General features: G+C 29.7%; 17 protein-coding genes and 1 pseudogene. 14 read left to right on the top strand and 4 right to left on the bottom strand.

The genetic code is table 11. The features are described 5' to 3' along the window. From guaA to BG20_RS07200, 11 genes and pseudogenes are all read left to right on the top strand, one after another. Window positions 1-1222: glutamine-hydrolyzing GMP synthase (gene guaA, locus BG20_RS07255; protein WP_010192851.1), on the top strand; the 1222-nt coding region annotated here is incomplete at its 5' end. A gap of 233 nt (window positions 1223-1455) precedes the next feature. Then, window positions 1456-2121, top strand: a complete 666-nt coding sequence (locus tag BG20_RS11685; RefSeq protein WP_010192848.1) for a hypothetical protein — start codon at window positions 1456-1458, stop codon at window positions 2119-2121. A 69-nt stretch (window positions 2122-2190) separates the two neighbouring features. Next, complete coding sequence (locus BG20_RS07245) at window positions 2191-3201, top strand: SIS domain-containing protein (RefSeq protein WP_010192845.1); 1011 nt, start codon at window positions 2191-2193, stop codon at window positions 3199-3201. Window positions 3202-3265: 64 nt separating this feature from the next. Continuing rightward, window positions 3266-4036: a glucose-1-phosphate cytidylyltransferase gene (gene rfbF / locus BG20_RS07240; RefSeq protein WP_010192844.1), complete on the top strand. Its 771-nt coding sequence runs from the start codon at window positions 3266-3268 to the stop codon at window positions 4034-4036. Continuing rightward, window positions 4033-5097, top strand: a complete 1065-nt coding sequence (gene rfbG, locus BG20_RS07235) for a CDP-glucose 4,6-dehydratase (protein WP_010192842.1) — start codon at window positions 4033-4035, stop codon at window positions 5095-5097. The genes rfbF and rfbG overlap by 4 nt, the downstream gene beginning before the upstream one ends. Window positions 5098-5102: 5 nt before the next feature. Beyond that, complete coding sequence (locus BG20_RS07230) at window positions 5103-6332, top strand: class I SAM-dependent methyltransferase (RefSeq protein ID WP_010192839.1); 1230 nt, start codon at window positions 5103-5105, stop codon at window positions 6330-6332. Next, window positions 6329-6862, top strand: a complete 534-nt coding sequence (rfbC, locus tag BG20_RS07225; protein ID WP_010192837.1) for a dTDP-4-dehydrorhamnose 3,5-epimerase — start codon at window positions 6329-6331, stop codon at window positions 6860-6862. Before BG20_RS07230 ends, rfbC begins: the two co-directional genes overlap by 4 nt. A gap of 6 nt (window positions 6863-6868) precedes the next feature. Further along, window positions 6869-7600, top strand: a complete 732-nt coding sequence (locus BG20_RS07220) for a cephalosporin hydroxylase family protein (protein WP_010192836.1) — start codon at window positions 6869-6871, stop codon at window positions 7598-7600. Window positions 7601-7651: 51 nt separating this feature from the next. Then, window positions 7652-8529, top strand: a pseudogene (locus BG20_RS14010) (SDR family oxidoreductase). 75 nt (window positions 8530-8604) lie between these two features. Next, window positions 8605-9384 carry a glycosyltransferase family 2 protein gene (locus tag BG20_RS07205; RefSeq protein ID WP_081477549.1) on the top strand — a complete coding sequence of 260 codons (780 nt, stop codon included), beginning with the start codon at window positions 8605-8607 and terminating at the stop codon, window positions 9382-9384. A gap of 176 nt (window positions 9385-9560) precedes the next feature. Continuing rightward, window positions 9561-10310, top strand: a complete 750-nt coding sequence (locus tag BG20_RS07200) for a cytidylyltransferase domain-containing protein (protein ID WP_048097144.1) — start codon at window positions 9561-9563, stop codon at window positions 10308-10310. Between the two features lie 144 nt (window positions 10311-10454). Here the strand turns inward: BG20_RS07200 and BG20_RS07195 are convergent, their stop codons facing one another. Then, a complete protein-coding gene (locus BG20_RS07195; protein WP_010192831.1) occupies window positions 10455-11039 on the bottom strand; it encodes a formyltransferase family protein in 585 nt (194 codons plus the stop codon). 48 nt (window positions 11040-11087) lie between these two features. Here BG20_RS07195 and BG20_RS07190 point away from each other — a divergent pair, with 48 nt between their 5' ends. Continuing rightward, window positions 11088-11549, top strand: a complete 462-nt coding sequence (locus BG20_RS07190; RefSeq protein WP_010192830.1) for a hypothetical protein — start codon at window positions 11088-11090, stop codon at window positions 11547-11549. A 3-nt stretch (window positions 11550-11552) separates the two neighbouring features. Then, complete coding sequence (locus BG20_RS07185; RefSeq protein ID WP_048097138.1) at window positions 11553-12629, top strand: DegT/DnrJ/EryC1/StrS family aminotransferase; 1077 nt, start codon at window positions 11553-11555, stop codon at window positions 12627-12629. An 11-nt stretch (window positions 12630-12640) separates the two neighbouring features. On the opposite strand, the gene BG20_RS07180 is transcribed toward BG20_RS07185, so the two are convergent. Next, a complete protein-coding gene (locus tag BG20_RS07180) occupies window positions 12641-13699 on the bottom strand; it encodes an N-acetylneuraminate synthase family protein (protein WP_010192828.1) in 1059 nt (352 codons plus the stop codon). A gap of 123 nt (window positions 13700-13822) precedes the next feature. Between BG20_RS07180 and BG20_RS07175 the strand changes: the two genes are divergently transcribed. After that, window positions 13823-14959, top strand: a complete 1137-nt coding sequence (locus BG20_RS07175; protein ID WP_010192827.1) for an N-acetyl sugar amidotransferase — start codon at window positions 13823-13825, stop codon at window positions 14957-14959. A 31-nt stretch (window positions 14960-14990) separates the two neighbouring features. On the opposite strand, the gene BG20_RS07170 is transcribed toward BG20_RS07175, so the two are convergent. Both BG20_RS07170 and BG20_RS07165 read right to left on the bottom strand, forming a co-directional pair. Next, window positions 14991-16244: a hypothetical protein gene (locus BG20_RS07170; RefSeq protein ID WP_010192826.1), complete on the bottom strand. Its 1254-nt coding sequence runs from the start codon at window positions 16242-16244 to the stop codon at window positions 14991-14993. Further along, a complete protein-coding gene (locus BG20_RS07165) occupies window positions 16235-16804 on the bottom strand; it encodes a hypothetical protein (RefSeq protein WP_133936274.1) in 570 nt (189 codons plus the stop codon). Before BG20_RS07165 ends, BG20_RS07170 begins: the two co-directional genes overlap by 10 nt. Window positions 16805-16884 lie beyond the last annotated feature (80 nt).

Genomic DNA, 16884 nt, shown 5'->3' with positions numbered 1-16884 from the left:
TGGTTCATCATTACTAACAATTGACAGTAGTGAGAATCTTTTGAGTGGAATTGGGAAGTCAGTTAGGGCTTGGATGAGTCATGGTGATGAGGCAGAACAAATTCCACCTGGATTCAAAGTAATAGGGCACACAGAAAGTGCAAAGGCAGCAGCTATTGCTTCAGAAGAAAAGTCAATTTATGGAATTCAGTTTCATCCTGAAGTAGTTCACACAGAACAAGGAACCGAGATTCTCAAGAATTTTGTCCTAAAAGTTTGTGGCGCAAAACAAGACTGGACCATGGAGGGATTTATCGACAGTGCTGTTGAAAAGATTTCAAAGATTGAGGGTAATGTGTTGTGTGGTGTAAGTGGAGGTATAGACTCTACAGTAGCTGCCTTACTTATTCACAAGGCAATTGGAGATAGACAAAAATGTGTTTTTGTAAATAATGGTCTTTTGCGATTAAATGAAGAAAAAGAGATTGAAGAGATGTTCAAAAATAACTTTAATGTAAATTTCACATCAGTTGATGCTGTCCAAGTGTTTTTGTCCAAACTAAAAGGAGTGGAAGATCCTGAGAGAAAAAGAATGATAGTAGGTGAGGAGTTTATTCATGTTTTTACTAAATTTGCAAAAGAAAATGGTCCCTTCAAATGGCTTGCACAAGGTACATTGTATCCAGATGTAATAGAGAGCGGCGTTTCAAAAGGACCGGCAGCTGTAATAAAGTCACATCACAACGTTGGCGGATTGCCTGATTGGCTTGATTTGCAGATACTTGAGCCGTTGCGTGAGTTATACAAAGACGAGGTAAGAAAAATTGCCAAAATTCTAGGAGTTCCAGAAAAACTTTACATGCGCCATCCATTTCCAGGACCTGGACTGGCTGTAAGAATTATCGGTGAAATTACACCTGCAAAGCTGCAAATAGCAAAAGTTGCAAGCAAAATTGTAGAAGACGAGTTGATTACAGCTGGATTTTATGGCAAAGTATGGCAGGCATATGCTGCAGTGGGAGACGATAAAGCAGTTGGGGTGGTAGGTGATGAGAGAAAGTATGGGAATATTGTGATGATCAGAGTAGTTGATTCTATTGATGCGATGACTGCAGATTGGACCAGACTACCTCACGAGTTATTAGAGAAAATAAGCAATAGAATTACAAATGAGGTAGAAGATGTAACGTGGGTAACATATGCAATTTCAAGCAAGCCTCCTGCAACAATTGAGCCTCAATAAAAATTGAAATTTTTATTTTCCAAGAATTACAAATAATTTTGAAATAAATAAGAACTATGCAAAACTAGGCAGTTTTTGATTTTTAGTCAATTTACGTTTAAGCCAGAGTCAAATTAATTCAGATTTACATAAAAAAGAGAAATGCTTATCATTCAGATTGTGGAAATTGTTCAGAAACAAGGTGGTCCATATACAAAAAAGAACAAGAGGATAGAAGACAAAAAGTATACAACATGTATTTTGAAAAAGGATTTTCTGCAATAAAGATTGCAAGTGAGTTAGAAGTTAACAGAAATACAATTAATCAAGACATTAAATTTTTACGCTCTGATATTACAAAGAAAGATCAAATAAAACCTGCTATTTGGTTGCTAGAGCAAAAAGAACATTTAGAACAGCAAAAAGACAGACTGATAGAATTACTGGAGACTACTAAAGAGTTTGAACAGAGACTAAGAGTTGAAAGAATAATTTTGGACATAGAAAATAAAATAATTAATCTTGTAATCAAAATGACGGATTTTAATTCTGTAGCATATGAGTATGATCCAGGTCCAGAGTTTGATGAAGACGTTACTCTGATTGTAAAAGATTTGGTGTTAAATGGAAAAACTGAGAAAGACTTATTCTTGCAAAATGAAATTATTCTCAAAGCAAGAGAATTATTTAAGTGCGATTATACTCATGCAAAAAAAATATTTAGTAGAATGAATGATTTTGGATTAAAAGAATTTGTAAATGAAGATGGTAAAGGTTACGATCTTGCAAGGTTTGGAATCTTAAATCAAATAATAACAGAAACGGAATTGGATAAAAGGAATAAAGCACATAGACAATCCAATAAAGTTGAGCCCTATTGGAATAAAATAGGCAAAAATTTCATTGATAAAGACAAATAGTGTAAATGAAACATATTTTGTAGACATTCTTTAGATAGATTTTTTATCACACACATTAAACTGAGAATATTGGATATTTCCACTATAGAAAAATACGATTCACAAAAAATGTATAAAGTTTACGATAAATGGCCAGAGATTGCTCGTGAATCATTTGAATCAAATCAAAAATCTATTGATTTTGGTAATATTGATCACATAGTATTTGCAGGAATGGGAGGGTCAGGTGCTATAGGAGATACATTTTCATCCATTTTATCAAAAACAAAGATTCACGTTAATGTTGTAAAGGGTTATCTCTTGCCTACGACAGTTGATCCTAATACATTAGTCATTACAGTAAGTGTCTCAGGAAATACTGCAGAGACTTTGGCGATATTGGATTCTGCTTTCAAGAAAAAAAGTAAAATCATTGCATTTTCTTCAGGCGGAAAAATGTTAGAGTATTGTACAAAAAATAAAATAGAACACATACTTGTTCCTCAATGCCACTCTCCCAGGGCTTCTTTTACTTCATACTTGTATACCATGTTAAAAGTACTATACTCTTTTCTTCATATCAAACAGGAAGATATTTTAGAATCTATAACAGAGTTGGAAAAATTATGTGGGAAAATTAATTCCTCAAATTTAAATGAAAATAATCCGTCTCTTGATCTTGCAGAATGGATAACGGGTATTCCTATGATTTACTATCCTTTTGGATTACAATCTGTTGCAATAAGATTCAAAAACACACTGCAGGAAAATGCTAAAATTCATGCAATTGCTGAAGATGTGGTTGAAGCATGTCACAACGGAATTGTGTCATGGGAAAAAAAAAGTAACGTAAAGCCAATTCTCTTACAAGGAGCTGATGATTATATTAAAACTAAAGAGAGATGGAATGTACTAGAGAAATACTTTAAAGACAACAAAATTGATTTTCGTAAAGTATCTTCGAATAAAGGAAGCATATTATCTAAGATAATTAATCTGATCTATCTTCTTGATTATACAACCATCTATTTGGCTATTTTATCAAAAACTGATCCATCACCTGTAAGTTCAATTGATTATATTAAACAAAGAATGCAGTAATTCACAAAAATAATCAAGTCAGATTAGGAAAGATTAATGAGACCTTGATAATAATTTTACAAATATGAAAGCAGTGATTCTAGCTGGTGGGTTGGGCACTAGGATTAGTGAAGAAACTCATCTTAGACCAAAACCGATGATCGAAATTGGAGGAAAGCCAATACTTTGGCATATTATGAAAAGCTATTCTGCTTATGGAATTAATGAATTTGTGATATGTTGTGGTTATAAAGGGTATATGATCAAAGAGTATTTTGCAAATTATTTTCTTCACACATCTGATGTAACTTTTGATATGCAAAATAACAAAATGGAAGTTCACAGAAAGTTTGCCGAACCATGGAAGGTCACCTTAGTTGATACAGGTTTAGAAACTATGACTGGAGGACGTCTTAAAAGAATTAAAAATTTTATTGATAATGAAACTTTTTGTTTTACTTATGGCGATGGGGTAAGTGATGTCAACATCTCAAAGTTAATTGAATTTCATAAAAATAATAAAACTGTAGCTACGGTTACTGCCATACAGCCACCTGGAAGATTTGGAACACTGGACATTAGTGGAAATAGGATTACTAGCTTCAAGGAAAAACCGGCAGGAGATGGAAATTGGGTTAATGGTGGATTTTTTGTATTAGAACCAAAAGTTTTTGATTACATTGAAGGGGATTCAACTATTTGGGAAAGAAGACCACTAGAAAAATTAGCAGATGAAAAACAGTTAGCAGCATACAAGCACACTGGTTTTTGGCAGCCGTTGGATACATTGCGAGATAAAAATAGTTTGGAAGAGTTATGGAATTCTAAAAAAGCTCCTTGGAACATTTGGGAATGAATAAAGAATTTTGGAATAAGAAAAAAGTACTTGTGACAGGACACACAGGTTTTAAGGGAAGTTGGTTATCTTTGTTATTACAAAGATTAAATGCTGACGTTGTAGGATTTTCAAAATCTATTCCCACTAACCCTAGTTTGTTTGAATTAGCACATATTGAAAATGGAATGACGTCCATAATTGGCGATATTTGTGATTATGATAAACTGGAATTTACAATCAAAGAACACAAGCCAGAGATTGTAATACATATGGCAGCTCAAGCCATACTACGAGAATCATACAGTAATCCAATTGAGACGTATTCTACAAATGTTATGGGAACAGTCAATCTTTTAGAATCAATAAGAAAAACAAGTGATGTTAAAGTAATTCTAAATGTTACAACTGACAAGTGTTATGAGCCTAATGAGTCATTAAAAGGACATATAGAAACAGACAGACTTGGGGGATATGATCCATACAGTAACAGTAAAGCTTGCTCAGAGTTAGTTACAGCATCTTTTAGAGACTCTTTTTTTAATCCAAAAGAACATCAGAAGCATGGCACATCTTTAGCATCTTGCAGGGCAGGCAATGTAATTGGCGGCGGAGATTGGGGCAAAGACAGACTGATTCCAGATATCATCAGAGGAATTTTAAATAATGAAATAATCAAAATTCGTAATCCTAATTCAACAAGACCATGGCAGTATGTTTTAGATCCTTTAAACGGATATCTTACTTTGGCAGAAAAATTATGGTCATCAGGATCTGAATTTTCTGAGGGATGGAATTTTGGTCCACAAGATGATGAAAAACCAGTAAAATGGATTGTTGAAAAAATAACAGAGCAATGGTCAAAAGATATCAGATGGGATGTTGACAATGGGACAAATCCGCATGAAGAGAATCATTTGAGATTAAACTGCAGTAAAGCCAATTCCAGATTAGAGTGGATGCCTAAATTGAATGTAGAGCAAGGATTAGAGTGGACAATACAATGGTACAAACAGTATGAACAAAATAAAGATATGAAAGAGATTACAGAACAGCAAATAGAAGAGTTTCAAAAATTGTGATAACTTTGGGATTAAACTGTAGATTCTGCAATAAGCCGTTAACTAACATATTTGTTGATTTAGGTATAACTCCATTATCAAATTCATTTCTTAAAAAAGAGATTATTCATAATTCAGAAAAAAAATATCCTCTTTGTACTTATGTGTGTAGTAGTTGCTTTCTTGTTCAGTTACCAGAATTTGAAAAGCCAGAGAATATTTTTGAAGAGTATGCTTATTTTTCTTCTTACTCAAGCACATGGCTACATCATGCGCAAGATTATGTAAATATGATGATCAAAAAATTTGGTTTTGATGAAAAAAAATTAGTGATAGAAATTGCAAGTAATGATGGATATCTACTACAATTTTTTAAGGAAAAAGATATTCCCATTTTAGGAATAGAACCTGCGGTAAATGTTGCCAAAGTAGCCAAAGAAAAAGGAATTCCGACCATAACAAAATTTTTCAGTGCCGATACGGCAGAGGAGTTAAAAAGTGAGGATAAAAAAGCGGATCTGATAATTGGGAACAACGTATTGGCGCATGTTCCTAACCTTAATGATTTTGTGAAAGGATTAAAGATTTTACTCAAGCCTACAGGAATAATAACTTTGGAATTTCCACATTTATTACAGTTAATACAAAAAAATCAGTTTGATACTATTTACCACGAACATTTTTCTTATTTTTCACTAATTACGGCTAAAAAAATTTTTTCCTTTCACGGGTTGACAATTTTTGATGTGGAGGAGATACCCACACATGGTGGTTCTTTGCGAATATATGTTAAACATTCAGAATATGAGGGAATTTCAGTAAATCAAACGGTAAACATTCTACTTGAAAAAGAAAAACTGTTTGGGTTAGAAAATATTTCTACGTATACAGATTTTATAAAAAATGTGGAAAGGGTAAAGAAAAAACTATATGAATTCTTTAAAGACTCAAAGAATTCTGGAAAAAAAATAGTTTGTTACGGAGCTGCAGCAAAGGGCAACACCCTGTTAAATTATTGCGGTATTGGAAATAATTTTATAGATTATGTCGTAGATCAAAATCCCTACAAGCAGGGATTATATCTTCCAGGAACACATATACCAATAAAATCTCCAGATGAAATACAAAATACAAAACCAGATTATTTGGTAATAATACCATGGAATTTAAAAGATGAAATCATCGAACAAATGAAATACATACGAGATTGGGGAGGAAAGTTTGTGATTCCAATTCCAGAGGTCAGCATATTATGATTTTTAAAGAAACTGATCTTTCAGGAGCATACATTATAGAAATCGAAAAATGTGAAGATGAACGTGGGTTTTTTGCTAGAACTTGGGATAGTAATGTATACAAAGAAAATGGGCTAAACCCCAACTTGGTACAATCCAGTATTTCTTTTAACATAGAAAAAGGGACTATCAGAGGGATGCATTTTCAAAAACCACCCCATGAAGAAGATAAAGTTGTAAGATGTACAAGGGGCAAAATTTTTGATGTAATAATTGATCTTCGGAATAATTCTCCAACGTTTACAAAGTGGCAAGGTTTTGAATTAAGTGAGAATAACCACAAAATGATATACATTCCAAAAGGATTTGCACATGGTTTTCAGACTATGGAAAAAGATAGTGAAGTTTTCTATCAAATGTCTGAATACTTTATGCCAGAATATGCTTCAGGAGTAAGATGGGATGATCCAGCTTTTAAAATAACTTGGCCTTTGCCAATATCTGTTATCTCTAAGAAAGACTTATCGTATAGCCATTTTAAAAACAAATGAGAAAAAATGTCAGAGAGCAAAAGTTTTGAGAATAGAAATAAAATAAAGATCAAGTCAATGGGAAAAGATGCAACTCTAAAAAAAATATCTCGTGAGTGGTTTCTAAAAGGATATGATTATGAGTATTCATATCATTTCAAGTGGCTAGGAAGACCAATAATACAATATCCTCAGGACATAATAGCATTACAGGAAATAATTTGGGATGTCAAACCAGACATTATCATAGAGACAGGAATTGCAAGAGGTGGTTCTCTTGTTTTTTCAGCATCAATGCTACAATTAATTGGTAAAGGCAAGGTCATCGGGATAGACATTGATATTAGAGAACACAACAAAAAAGAGATCAAAAAGCATCATTTGTACAAGAGGATGAAAATGATCGAAGGATCATCTGTAGATGAAAAAACAATAAAGAAAGTTTTTCAAATGGTCAAATCCACTGATAAAGTACTCGTAATTTTAGACTCTAATCACACACATGAACATGTTTTAAAAGAATTGGAAGCCTATTCCAAACTAGTTACAAAGGATAGCTATTTGATAGTATTTGATACTGTGATAGAAGAACTTCCAGAAAAATTATTTACAAAAAAACCTTGGAGTAAAAAATACAATCCTAAAAGTGCTGTTCGTTTGTTTCTAACTAAAAATAAACGATTTAAAGCAGATAAGACAATTACGGATAAATTACTAATTACAGCTGCGCCTGAAGGTTACCTGAAATGTATCAAGTAATTTTGTCAATGACGATTCATAATTATTGTCAAATTATGTGTGAATAAAATTATGAAAATCCTTGTAGTTGGAGGCAGTGGAGTTATAGGATTTAATTTAATTAAATATTTAAAAAATACTAACGATGTAAGTTATACTTTTTTAAATAATAAAATATCTGAATCAAATGGATACCAATTAGATATCACAAATAAAGAAGACACGATAAATTTAATTTGCAAGATAAAACCAGACATAATTATTCATACTGCTGCGCTAACTAATGTGGACAAGTGTGAAACTGAAAAACAATTAGCAAATTTGATAAATGTGGAGGGAACAAAAAACATTGTAGAAGGAGCAAAAAAAATAAAAGCAAAATTGTTTTTGTATCTACGTCAGCTGTTTTTAGTGGAAATAAAAAAGAAAATTATGAAGATGATAGTTTAGATCCAATTTCAAATTATGGAATTACCAAAAAAATAGGAGAGGAGATTATACAAAAATCTAGTCTTCCTTATCTAATATTGCGAACTGATCAGCCATATTGTTGGGTTGAAAAATGGCAGCATACAAATTCGGTGCTACGAGTAATTGAAACTCTAAAATCAGGCACGATACTAAAGGAAATAGCAGATTGGTTAAATACGCCAACTTATGTGCCAGATATTGTAAAATCCACAGCAAAATTAATTCAAATCAATGAAACTGGAATTTTTCATCTTACTGGTCCTGATTTTATTAATAGGTATGATTTGGCAATATTAACAGCTGAGATTTTTTGTTTAAAAAAAGAAATGATTCAACCCATTAATTCAAAAGAACTAGGTTTGGCTGCAAAACGATCCAATGTCAAATTAAATAATGAAAAAACATGTAAAAAGACAGGAATTTTATTTTTGGGAATAAAAGATGGATTAATAGACATGCAAAGAAATTTTTTACTATAATATGGTTAGTCAAAAAATTCCAATTTTAGGAATAGGTTTACCGGTGTATAATGGAGAGCAATTTATTAAAAAAAAATTGAATCGTTATTATTACAAACATTTGATGACTTTGAAATTTTTATTACTGATAATTGTTCTACAGATAGAACAATAAAAATATGTGAAGAATTTGCTGAAAAAGATCAAAGAATAAAAATTATTCATCATCAAAAAAATATTGGTGCAAAAAGAAATTTTTATTCATCATTAGAAGTATCACAAAATAAATTTTTTGTTTGGACTGCAGTAGACGATATAATGGAACCTACATTTTTGGAAAAAAATATAGAACAATTAAAATTAAAACCAGATCTTGTTGGCAGTATCTCAAAGATAGAATACTATTCGTTGGATAATAAAAACAAAATTGATTTTATACAGCTTGATTCTATGATTGGAACGTATGGAGAAAAAATAAGAGCGTTTCTAAAAAAACCTTCAGCAAATTTAATTTATTCAGTTTTTAGAAAAGATGAATTAAGAAAATCACTTGTTACAGAATCCTTGGGTACATGGGATTCAGCATTAGTTCTAAATGTTTTAAGATATGGGGATATCAACGTGTTAGATGAAATATTGTTAAAGTTTTTTGATGAAGGTATTTCTTCTACAAATATTTTCAATAGAATTTCTCAGCCAGATAGCGATATGGGTAAAATGACTTCGCCTAATACGTTTTTTATGAAATGGTGTATTACTCATCTTGGAATGAAAATCATTTTAAGAAATATTGATGTATTTACAAGATTAAATTTTTTGACTTTTTTAAAAATAGTAAAAGATTTTGTAAAAAATAAGATCAATTCTAAGTTTTGAAATATTTTCAGAAAATTAATTTATGATAGACAGGATTGACTGTATTTTACTTGAAACAATTATTATATGATTTAGGACAGTCTAAGACACATAGATTTACAAAAATAATATAATAAAAATTGATTATTAATAATATGTAAAAGTATTTTCATGCCAAAGATAGATGAATAATGAAAATGATTGGTTGTATAATTCAAGCACGAATGGGTTCAACTCGGTTACCAGGAAAAGTAATGGAAAAAATCGACAGTACTAATGTTGTTCTTAACTATGTAATAAATCAGGTAAAATTCTCTAAAAAAATTAAAAAAATAGTAGTTGCCACAACTGATCTAATTGAAGATGATGTCATTTGTAGGAATTTATCTTCACAAAAAATTGAATTCTTTAGAGGATCTTCTGAAGATGTATTAGATAGGTATTATCAATGTGCAAAAAAATTTTCTATAGACAACATTGTGAGAGTTACAGCAGATAATCCATTAATTGATCCAAATATTATTGACTTAGTAATTGATGAGTATGAAAACAACAAATGTGATTATGTATCAAATACGTTACATAGAACATATCCTTATGGGACCGAGGTAGAAGTTTTTTCTTTTAAAAGCCTTGAGAATGCATGGAAAAATGCAAAGAAGCCTTCTGAAAGAGAACATGTGACACCTTTTATTTACAATCCACAAAATGAATTTATTCTAATCAATAAAGAAAATCAAGAAGATCTTTCTTATCTTAGATATACTATTGATAGAATTGAAGATCTTAAATTAGTAAGAGAAATAATAAAAAATATTCCTACAAGACCTATTTTGATTCAAGACATAATTGAATTATACAAAAAAAGAACAGAAATATTTGAAATTAATAAGAATGTGAAACATGATGGATATCTGTCATCCTTAAAAAAAGATGAAAAGTATTAGATCTAAGAAAGAGCGAGTATAAAGCACATCAAATTATCAATTGATTTTATATAATGAAATAGTTACAAAGTAATTTTTAAAAAATATTCAAACATCATAAAATTAATTTAAGATATTGGATAGTGTTTATATAAAAATCATGTTTTATTTTTGATCTAACTTTAAAAGAGTTTTAAATGCTAAAATAGAGAATTTAGGAGTAATCTCGTCACGAATTTTTTGTATATTATCAATAATTGAAATAGAGTTGTCATAGGTTATAGGATGTGAAATTGTTTCAAAAACTTCTCCTTGATCAATTGCGGCATTTAGATCATGTGCTGATAAAACAATTTCATTTTCGTTATGATTAAAGGCCTGTTTTATTGGTTCAGACCCAGCGTATTCAGGAAGTTTTCCTCTATGAATTCCGAATGATGCAATATTAGCTTTTTTTAAAATATTTTTTGGAATGAGATATCTCCAAGATACTTCAATTATAAAGTCACATTCTGGAAAATCATCAAATTCATGGTTTTTTGAGTCAATGGGTATAAGTGGTATGTTATATTTTTTACACATTTTTACAAATAAATGATAATCAGATCTTTCTGATCTTGATGGATCTTGCGATTTTGGATTGAGTTTATGTGTGTATACTTGTAATAGTTTATAATTTGAAGATGTCACAAGAGAATTTAGTACGTTGAAACCATGAGGTCGCGAAAGAAAGCCTACGATAGTTTTCATATATTAAATTACCATCACGTCTATATTTCTTAATCTATGTAAAATATTATGAATGTAAACGAGAGGGCATTCAAGATGGATTTAAAAAATATTAGATTTAAAAAAGTGACAGTTTTAGATACTGATTTTCTTTATAGAATTCTTGAGCAACGTAATCCAAATAACAATATATCACATAAAAAAATGCCTACGCTTTTACAACATAGAAAATTCATAGAATCAGATCCTTATTCATATTGGTATGTAATTTATTTTAGCAATTTAAAAATTGGAACAGTTTATTTGACGAGTATAAATGAAATAGGTCTTCATATTAAAAATGAATTTCAAAATTTACAAATTGAAAAAACAATTCTAAATAAATTGTTTCGAAAGCATCCAAGAAATAGATATTTAGTTAATATTAATCCAAAAAATAAAAGAATGATCCTATTTTTAAAAAATAATGGATTCAATTTATTACAGTATACATATGAATTATCTATAAAGAGAAAAAACAAAAATGATTAAAAAATAAAATTATTTGATCCATCTGTTGATAATAATGAAGAAAATGCAATTAAAAAAGTACTTCATAGTCATTTTTGGGCTTCTGGTACTGGAATTGGTAAAGTTTTAGAATTTGAAGAGAAATTTAGAAAATACACTAAGGCATCAAGATGTATTTCAGTAAATAGTGGTACTGCAGCTCTTCATTTAGCATTATCACTCTTTAATATTAAAAATAAGGAAGTAATTTTACCATCACTTTCTTTTGTTTCTACTGCGCATGCAATAATTTACAATGGTGGAATTCCAATTTTTGTGGATGTAAAACCAGATACGTTATGTATTGATCCTGAAATGATTAAAAAGTCAATTACAAAGAAAACTGCCATGATTTTACCTGTTCATTTTGCTGGTTTTCCATGTGATTTAGATGAAATAATAGAATTGAGAGGAAAATTTAATCTTGAAATTATTGAAGACGCAGCTCATGCAGCTGGTGCTTCATATAAAAATAAAAAAATTGGAAGTCATGGAAACGCTGTATGTTTTAGTTTTCATCCTGTTAAAAATTTAGCAATGCCTTCAGGCGGAGCTATAACTTTGAATGATAAAAATGAAAGAGGATTTACCGAAGATTTAAAGTCAAAAAGATGGATGGGTATATCAAATAGAAAAGGTTCCAAATATGACGTTAAAGATATTGGATGGAACTATTACATGAATGAATTTTCGGCCGCTATAGGTATTGAACAATTAAAAAAATTGGATAAAACAAATTCTAAGAGAAAAGAAATTGCATGTAGATACTCAAAAGAATTGCACGTAGAACAAAAAATTCCTTTTAATAGAAACTGTTCATATCACATATTTTGGATTACTGTAAATAATCGTGATAATTTTATAAAAAAAATGCAACAAAATAAAATTGAGATAGGCATTCATTATTTACCAATCCATAAAATGAAATTTTATAATTCTAAATCAAAATTACCTATTACTGAAAAAATTACAAAAAATATTGTTAGTTTGCCAATTCATCCTAACTTAACAGATGATGATATAGATAAAATAATAAAATTAACTAATAAATTTTCTAAATAACTAAGTTGTTGTTACTCAAACTCTGTAATTCCATCGCCTTTTTCGATATATTTTGTTGCTTTTTTCCCATTTACAGTATCAAGAAATCGAGCTTCTAATCCCCTTATTCTATTTCCAGGTCTAAGAATATCAAAATTTTTTCCTTCATGTAAAATGTCTCCTTTAGAAATATTGGTTGTGGCTTGAATTGAACGAGTAGCAAATTGTCTTAACTCTTTTTCATCTTCAAGTATTTGTTTTTGTCCAGTACCATATGCAAGTTCCGCTTGTCGGATAGAATTAATCATTGACTTTAATTCTTCTGGATTTAATGCAAAAGAATGATCCGGTCCAGGTGAATTTTTGTCCAGAGTAAAGTGTTTCTCTATTACTGTGGCACCTAGACCTACAGCCAATACAGGTGCAACCATAGGATTAATACTATGATCAGAGAATCCAATTGGAATTTTATAACGTGATTTCATTTTTGGAATGACAGAAAGATTCAAGGATTCTATTGGACATGGGTATTTTGATGTGCATTGAAGCAAGACAATGTTATTATTTCCAAATTTTTTTATTAGGTTAACACAAAAATCAATCTCTTCATAAGTACTTGCCCCTGTTGAAACAAGAATAGGTTTCCCAGTTTTAGCTAAGAATTCTATTAATCTAACATGATTTATTTCAAATGAGGCAATTTTATGTATTGTTGTGTAAGGATCTATCGATCTAGCATCTTGTATGGAAAATGGAGTTGACATAAACAAAATATTTTCATCGTTACATGATTTTTCTAGTTCAGGAATCATTTCATATGGCATAGAGTGTTCATCGAATATATCTTCTATATTTTTTTCATAACCAGATTTAGATAAGTAATTACTTTTTCCAGGATTTGAGACATATGTTGTTTCAGGTCTATATGTTTGAAATTTGATAGCGTCAGCTCCAGCTTTAGCAGCTGTTTTTATCAAGTTTTTTGCTTGTTTTAAGTCATCATCAAAAGTACCACATTTCCAATTAGAACCAGCTTCTGCAATTACAAAAATATGCGATGGATCATTTAAGACATCAAACTTGACATTCATTGTGAATTGAAATGTATGATACTTAATCAATTTTTGGAATTAATTTAGCATGAATCTAATTTAAAATTAGATTAAGCATTTCCAGATAACATAAAATATCATTATCAGGTGGATTAACATGTAATGAAAATTTGTAAGAAATGCATCCAGCCGGATACTAGGCCAGGCATATATTTTGATGAAAATGGAGTATGTGGTGCTTGTGTTTGGGAAAAAGAAAAAGAAAAGATAGATTGGGATTTGCGAATAAAAGAATTAAAGGAAATTGCATCTTGGGCAAAAAACATTACAAAAAGCAATTATGATTGTGCCATAGGAGTTAGTGGAGGCAAAGACAGCACTTTACAAGCCATAGTTGCTAGAGATGAATTAGGTTTAAGACCATTGTTAGTCAATTCCGAACCTGCTGGAATTACAGAGATTGGAAAACACAATATTGAAAATTTAAAAGAATTAGGTTTTGATGTTATATCATTAAGACCAAATCCAAAAGTTATAAAGAAACTCATCAAAAGAGACTTTTACAAATATCTCAATCCAGTAAAAATTACAGAGTATTCATTATATTCTTCGACATATATTATTGCAGAAAAATTTGATATTCCATTAATTATTCAAGGAGAAAATCCAGGACTAACATTAGGAACACGACTCACTGGAGTCGGTACAGACTCAAATGCTCTCAAGGCAGATGAGTTACAAACTCTCTCATCGGGATGGAAAGAATATCTTGAAGTTGAAGGAGTTGAAGAAAAAGATCTTTATTTATTTCATTATGATCGAAAAAAATTAGAAGAAAAAAATACAAAGGGCATATGGTTGCAATATTATCTTAAAAGATGGTCACAGAGAGGAAATGCAGAATTTTCAAGAAAACATGGATTAAAATGGAGACCAGAAGACTTTGATTTTTTGTCTATTGGAACGTATGTTCCTTTTGCACAGTTAGATACGGATCTTACTCAAGTAAATCAATTGTTGAAATACATAAAATTTGGATTTGGTCAATGTATGGATTCAGCCTGTTACGATTTAAGAGAAAACAGAATTACAAGACAAGAGGCATTAGAACTAGTAAGAAAATATGATGGAAAATGCTCAGAGGTCTACATAAAGAAATTCTGTGATTATATAGGAATTGATTTGAAAAGTTTTTGGGAAGTGACAGAAAGATTCAGAGGGCCTATGTGGATAAAAAATTCAAAGGATGAATGGTACAACACATATTGGGATGCAGTTAAAGAAATGAAAGAAAATTAAAATTATTTCATAATCAATAAACGTTTACATTCTAAAATGATTTTAGAATATTAGTAAAAAAAATAGAAGCAGTACCATGATTTACCAAATAATTGTCAATATGTTTTTGTCCATTTTTGATTAAATTATTTCGTATTGATTCATCAAATAAAATACCATGTAAATTTTTTTCAATTTCAAGAGGGTCTAATACATTTAAAATTGCATTGTCCTTTACATATTGAAAATCATATAGTGAATTATCTAATATTACATTCATTACTGGGATTTTAAGTATTAACGCCTCCATCATTACAGTGGATGGATCATAGCCTTCAGGAGATATGTTTACTAAAGTATCACATTCTAAAAGCAAATCCAGTATAGATTTATTTAGAAATACAGGGATTTTTGAATCTATTTTCTTAAATAAATTTAATATTTGCACGTTATGAGGTATCTGACTTGGATGTAATTTTACAATCAGTTGTAAATTAGGAATTTTTTTTATAATTTTACAAAAATTGATGATTAGTTTTTCAAACTTAATGTAAAGATCTACAGTAGATTGCCCGGAAATATTGGATATCGGATGAATTGTTAATAATAAAATTCTTTGTTTTTGTTTAGATTTTTCCTTCATAAAAAATATGTCATGTCTTGGACTACCAACGTTCAAGATTCGTTTTTCATCTAAGTTGTGTTGTTTAATTAAATATTGTTTTTGTGTGTCACCCCAAACAGCAATTTTATCTTTAAACAAAGAATACATACTAAAAATATCATATCTAGAAATTTCTGGAACATAATTTGCATATGCATGTTCTAACAGGATTGAATTTATTTTGTTTTTATTAACACCAAGTACAATTTTTTCAGTTTCCCCAACAACGTTAAGAGAAACAATACATCGAATATCAAAATTATTTATTATTATTTTTGAAGCAAAAATAGTTCTAACATATTCATTCATTCTATTTTTATAAGATTCTAAAAGTGGAGTTTTTATAAAACCCCAATATGAAAAACCTTCTAATGAAAATATTTCATCAAAAATAGAGTCATTCTCCCAGATAGTAGTAATAATTTTAATATATTTTTCACTCAATTTTTCAATTAATTTTGAATCAGAATTTGTGATATTTTTTGTGTTTAAAATTTTACAATTTAATTTTTGCAACAAATGTATTGTATTAACATTATAAAATGCAGGGCGTCGTCTATTAAGAAGTAAAATTTGTCCATCATAATCTTGAAGATTTTTTAGTATTTCAGAATATTTACCAACATCAAACTCTAAAAACAACAATGATTTTTTTTAAAATCTATGTCGTTTGATTTTATAATAAATTTAAAAAAATTTTCAGCATAGTTTTTAATCAAATTATATCTATTACGAGATAAACTAATAGAAAAGGTTCTAGAAAGAAAATTAAATTTAAAAGTAATTTTATTCCAGTAAAAAATATCACGTGAAGTTGTTTTGAGTTCGATTAATTTGATATTTTTTTTATTAGTAGTTGATGAAAGTGCATTCAAAAAATTAGTTGGTAAAAAAATTCTTTTTGGATTTTCTTTTTGAATGATTCTTATCATAGTCATAAATTTAATTAGCTTTTCAAGAATGAACTGATGAAATTCTCCAGCGTCAATCAAACTTAATAAATTAATTCCTTCAAATTTTAATTCTTCAAAGGTTGGATTTTTATCATGCCAATTAGATAAAGAAATTGCTTTATCATACAATTCTATTCTTTCATTTTTTGACAAATATTCATCTGAATTAGTATGTGATATTTTTTCTGTATCAAGATAATTATGTACATCATAATCAAATGAGATGATTTTCTGATTTTTAAAATTCAAAATTTTGTTTTTATTAGAGTCTAAATCGTTTAAACTATCAAGAAAAATTAATGACTCCACCAAACAAGCTCAGTCATAGT

The organism is Candidatus Nitrosarchaeum limnium BG20 (assembly GCF_000241145.1).
Lineage (GTDB): Archaea > Thermoproteota > Nitrososphaeria > Nitrososphaerales > Nitrosopumilaceae > Nitrosarchaeum > Nitrosarchaeum limnae.
The sequence above is the reverse complement of the archived record's forward strand: the minus strand, read 5'-3'. Positions and strand labels throughout refer to the sequence as shown.

Coding starts and splice junctions, on each gene's coding strand:
- BG20_RS11685 (WP_010192848.1), top strand. CDS start 1,456: ATGTATTTTGAAAAAGGATTTTCTGCAATAAAGATTGCAAGTGAGTTA.
- rfbF (WP_010192844.1), top strand. CDS start 3,266: ATGAAAGCAGTGATTCTAGCTGGTGGGTTGGGCACTAGGATTAGTGAA.
- rfbG (WP_010192842.1), top strand. CDS start 4,033: ATGAATAAAGAATTTTGGAATAAGAAAAAAGTACTTGTGACAGGACAC.
- rfbC (WP_010192837.1), top strand. CDS start 6,329: ATGATTTTTAAAGAAACTGATCTTTCAGGAGCATACATTATAGAAATC.
- BG20_RS07220 (WP_010192836.1), top strand. CDS start 6,869: ATGTCAGAGAGCAAAAGTTTTGAGAATAGAAATAAAATAAAGATCAAG.
- BG20_RS07200 (WP_048097144.1), top strand. CDS start 9,561: ATGATTGGTTGTATAATTCAAGCACGAATGGGTTCAACTCGGTTACCA.
- BG20_RS07195 (WP_010192831.1), bottom strand. CDS start 11,039: ATGAAAACTATCGTAGGCTTTCTTTCGCGACCTCATGGTTTCAACGTA.
- BG20_RS07190 (WP_010192830.1), top strand. CDS start 11,088: ATGAATGTAAACGAGAGGGCATTCAAGATGGATTTAAAAAATATTAGA.
- BG20_RS07180 (WP_010192828.1), bottom strand. CDS start 13,699: ATGAATGTCAAGTTTGATGTCTTAAATGATCCATCGCATATTTTTGTA.
- BG20_RS07175 (WP_010192827.1), top strand. CDS start 13,823: ATGAAAATTTGTAAGAAATGCATCCAGCCGGATACTAGGCCAGGCATA.